The 3,913-nt window shown below is 71.5% G+C and carries 4 protein-coding genes and 1 riboswitch; of the genes, 3 read left to right on the top strand and 1 reads right to left on the bottom strand.

Features of this window, described 5'->3' with window-relative positions; genetic code table 11:
- The coding region (locus AWC16_RS08245; protein WP_474628408.1) for a PPW family C-terminal domain-containing PPE protein at nucleotides 1-414 on the top strand (414 nt) is incomplete at its 5' end.
- A 6-nt stretch (nucleotides 415-420) separates the two neighbouring features.
- Here the strand turns inward: AWC16_RS08245 and AWC16_RS08240 are convergent.
- Entirely contained in the window at nucleotides 421-1,077 is a 657-nt protein-coding gene (locus AWC16_RS08240) for a pyridoxamine 5'-phosphate oxidase family protein (protein WP_085264272.1), read from the bottom strand.
- A gap of 39 nt (nucleotides 1,078-1,116) precedes the next feature.
- Here AWC16_RS08240 and AWC16_RS08235 point away from each other — a divergent pair, with 39 nt between their 5' ends.
- Both AWC16_RS08235 and AWC16_RS25035 read left to right on the top strand, forming a co-directional pair.
- Nucleotides 1,117-2,433 carry an aminotransferase class I/II-fold pyridoxal phosphate-dependent enzyme gene (locus AWC16_RS08235; RefSeq protein ID WP_085264271.1) on the top strand — a complete coding sequence of 439 codons (1,317 nt, stop codon included), beginning with the start codon at nucleotides 1,117-1,119 and terminating at the stop codon, nucleotides 2,431-2,433.
- Between the two features lie 21 nt (nucleotides 2,434-2,454).
- Nucleotides 2,455-2,637: riboswitch (cobalamin riboswitch) on the top strand.
- Nucleotides 2,638-2,712: 75 nt separating this feature from the next.
- Nucleotides 2,713-3,913, top strand: a 1,201-nt coding sequence (locus AWC16_RS25035) for a PPE family protein (RefSeq protein ID WP_234812175.1), incomplete at its 3' end; no start/stop codon positions are given.

The raw sequence follows: 3,913 nt of genomic DNA, 5'->3' as shown, positions 1-3,913 counted from the left end.
CGCCCCCCGGCCGCGGCTCCCGCCCCGCCGCCCGGTGCGCCGCCGCCGACACCGGCGGGTCCGCCGTCGGTCACCATGCCGGGCTACCTGTACATGGTCGGTGGCCTGGACATGGGCGCCCGACGGGCGTCGGGCACCAGTGCGCGCAAGAAGGCGGCGCCGAAACCCGACAGTGCGGATGTGCCCGAGGCCGCCGCGGTGGAGCAGGAGGCGACCCAGCGGCGCCGGCGCCGGGCCAAGGCCGGCATGCTCGGGCGCGGCTATGAGTACATGGACTTGGAAGAACCCGCAGAGCCGGCGAACGTGGTGGCGAGCGGGCTCACCGCGCTGGCTGGGGACGCGTTCGGCGGCGGAGTCACCACCCCGATGACGCCGGCCACCTGGGCGCGGGAGCACGGCAGTCAGACGACCTAGGGCCCGTCAGCGCGATCTGCGGTAGGACTCAAGGTAGGACGGCAGCGCAATCGCCGGGTCGAGGTCGGCGGCCGGTTCCGGAGGCCCGGCGACCAGGCTCAGCGGAACCACTCCGGCCCAGTGCGGCAGCGTCATGTCCTCGGCGTCGTCGGCGGGGCCGCCGGCGCGTACCTTCGCGGACACCTCGATGAGGTCGAGCGCCAGCACTGCCGTGGCCGCCAGTTCGCGACGGTTGGCCGGCCGCGCGTCGGCGGACCGGCCGGGTGCGACGTGATCGAGCAGCGCATCCAACGCGAGCCGCTTCTCGGCCTCGTCGTCGACCAGACGGGCTGCGCCGACGACCACCACCGAGCGGTAGGCCATCGAATGGTGCAGCGCCGAGCGGGCCAGCACCAACCCGTCGACCAGGGTGGCGGTGACGCAGACCGGCAGGCCCGTGGGGCCCGCGGCGAGCACCGGCCCGCTGCCGGTGGAGCCGTGCAGGTACAGCGTCTCGTCGACTCGGGCGTGGGTGGTCGGCAACACCACCGGATGGCCGGCGCGGGCGTAGCCCAGATGGCAGATCAGCGCCTCGTCCAGGATCCGGTGCACGGTGTCACGGTCATAACGTGCCCGTTCCCGATATCGGGTGGGAGTGGTCTGGGGTGTCGGCGCATAGGACACGGGTTGCCTCCGTTAATATACTAGTGCAATATATGAGTTGTGGCAGTACAATACAGGATTGTCGGCGGGGGTGCCGAGGCCATTGCGGCGAGCATCGAGGAGGGCATCGCCGACGGTGCGCTGGCGCCCGGAGCCGCGTTACCGCCGATTCGCGGGCTGGCCGGGGATCTCGGGGTGAACCCGAACACCGTGGCTGCCGCCTACCGGTTATTGCGCGACCGCGGCGCCGTCGAAAGCTCGGGCCGGCTCGGCACCCGGGTGCGTGACCGGCCGGCGACCACACCGCGTTCACTGCGCGGGCTGACGGTGCCCCCGGACGTGCGGGACCTGTCCACCGGAAACCCCAGCCCGGCGCTGCTTCCCACGATCGCCGCGGTGCCGGTACAGCCGGGTCCCGTCGTGCTCTACGGGCATCCGCCGATCGCGCCCCCGCTGGCCGTGCACGCCGCAGCTGAGCTGACCGCCGACGGCGTGCCGGCCGAGCACCTCGCGGTCACCTCCGGAGCCCTGGACGGAATCGAACGGGTGCTCAGTGCGCACCTGCGTCCCGGTGACCGAGTGGCCGTTGAAGATCCGGGGTGGCCCAACCTGCTCGACCTGCTGGGCGCGCTGGGCCTGAATCCGGAGCCGGTCGGGGTCGACGACGACGGCCCGCTGCCCGCCGATCTGGCCCGCGCGCTGGCCCGCGGGGTGCGTGCTGTGGTGGTGACCAGCCGCGCCCAGAATCCCACCGGCGCAGCGGTTTCCGCGCAGCGCGCCGACGCATTGCGGGTGCTGCTGGACGGATCGGACGTGCTGCTGGTTGAAGACGACCACTGTGCGGCCATCGCCGGGGTACCGCTGCAACCGCTGGCCGGGGCGACCCGGCACTGGGCCTTCGTCCGGTCGGTGGCCAAGGCTTATGGCCCGGACCTGCGGCTGGCGGTGCTGGCCGGCGACCAGCGCACCGTCGAACGGGTGCAGGGCCGCCTGCGGCTGGGGCCGGGCTGGGTCAGTCACCTGCTGCAGAACCTGGCGGTCGAGCTATGGCGCGACGCGGCCGCGGCACGGCAGGTGGCCGACGCCGAAGCCGCCTACGGCGCTGCCCGCGCCGGGCTGTGCACGGCGCTGGCCGATCGCGGCGTGGTCGCGCACGGCCGGTCCGGGCTGAATGTGTGGATCCCGGTGCCCGACGAGGCGGCGGCGATGACAGAGCTGTTCGCCGCGGGCTGGGCGGCGGCCCCGGGGGCGCGGTTCCGGATTAGGAGTGCCCCGGGCCTGCGCGTCACCATTGCCGAGCTGGCGCCGGCCGACATCGACCCGCTGGCCGACGCGGTCGCGCAGGCGGTGCGCGGCCCCGGGCGGGCCAGCGTGTAGCTGTGCTTTGCCGCGAACGCGCCGCCTGGCGTGCGATAATGCCCCGGTAAGGCAACGATGGTGCAGGAAGCCGGTGTGAATCCGGCACGGTCCCGCCACTGTGATCGGGGAGCGACCCTCAACAGCCACGGCTCTGATGGAGCTGGAAGGCGAGGCGAGCGTTGATCCGAGAGTCAGGACACTCACATCGTCGCATCCTGCGACCCGGGGCGGTGTACCCCGAGAGAGCTGACAAACACCCATGTTTCGCCCTTTTCGGGCGGCTTTCGGCGGTCTGCTATGACTGCGCCGATCTGGATGGCCGCTCCTCCGGAAGTACATTCAACGTTATTGTCCGCCGGCCCCGGCGCCGGCCCGCTGCTGTCGTCGGCCGTTGCCTGGACCGCGCTGAGCACTGAATACGCCGAGATCGCCGACGAGTTGACGGCGGTGCTGGGCCAGGTGCAGGCCGGGGCGTGGCAGGGACCGTCCGCCGAGGCGTTCGTGGCCGCCAACGCCCCCTATCTGGCGTGGTTGCTGCGCGCCGTGGTCAACGCTGCGGCCACCGCCGCTCAGCACGAGACCGCGGCCGCCGGCTACACCGCTGCGCTGGCGGCGATGCCGACCATGGCCGAACTGGTGGCGAACCATGTCACCCACGGGGTGCTGGTCGGCACGAACTTCTTTGGTATCAACACGATTCCGATCGCGCTGAACGAAGCCGACTACGCGCGGATGTGGGTGCAGGCCGCCACCGTGATGGCCACCTATCAGGCGGTGGCCGGTGCGGCGACGGCGTCTGCGGCCGCGGCACAGACCGAGCCGGCGCCAATGGTGCTCAAGACGCCGGGCAGTGCGGACGCGACGCCGCCGGAGCCGCCGCAGTGGTTTCTCGACTTCGCCCAATGGCTCCACAACCTGGTGCCCAGCCCGCCCTATCCCGACAGCAGCCAGTACCCGCTGTATGCCCAGTTGCAGGAATTCTTCGCCGAGATCGGCTACACCGGTCTCACGGACCCGCTCGCAGAATTCTTCGCGAGTTTGCAGAACGGGTCGTCGTTGCTGCCGCCGTGGGGGGTCCCCGGCGCGTGGCTGGGCTGGACCGGCAACCCGCTGAGCTATCTGAACCCTGCCAGCCTGGCCTACATCTTCTCGGTGCCGCTGGATCCGGGTTCCTACATCGCGTTCACCAGCATCGTCATCATCGACGACCTGCTGGCCATCATGTATACGGCCCTGTTCAATCCCCAGGCGCTGGGCGTGGTCGTGCCGTTGGCGATGGTCGAGATCATCGGGTCCACGATCGGCAACACCATTCAGGCGCTCAACTACCTGATCACCCAGACGGCGCTGCTACCGGCGCTGCTGCCGGCCCTGGCCGGCACCACGCTGCTGGCTCCGGTCGGGGTGATCGGCGGTCTGGGCATCGGTGCCCTGGCGCACCATGCGGCCGCGGTCGCGGTCCCGCCGCCGCCCGCCCCGCCGTCACTCGGGCTGGCCA

Origin of the sequence: Mycolicibacter longobardus, from assembly GCF_002102265.1 — a bacterium.
Taxonomy (GTDB): Bacteria; Actinomycetota; Actinomycetes; order Mycobacteriales; family Mycobacteriaceae; genus Mycobacterium; species Mycobacterium longobardum.
This window is presented reverse-complemented; position numbering and strand designations above follow the sequence as displayed.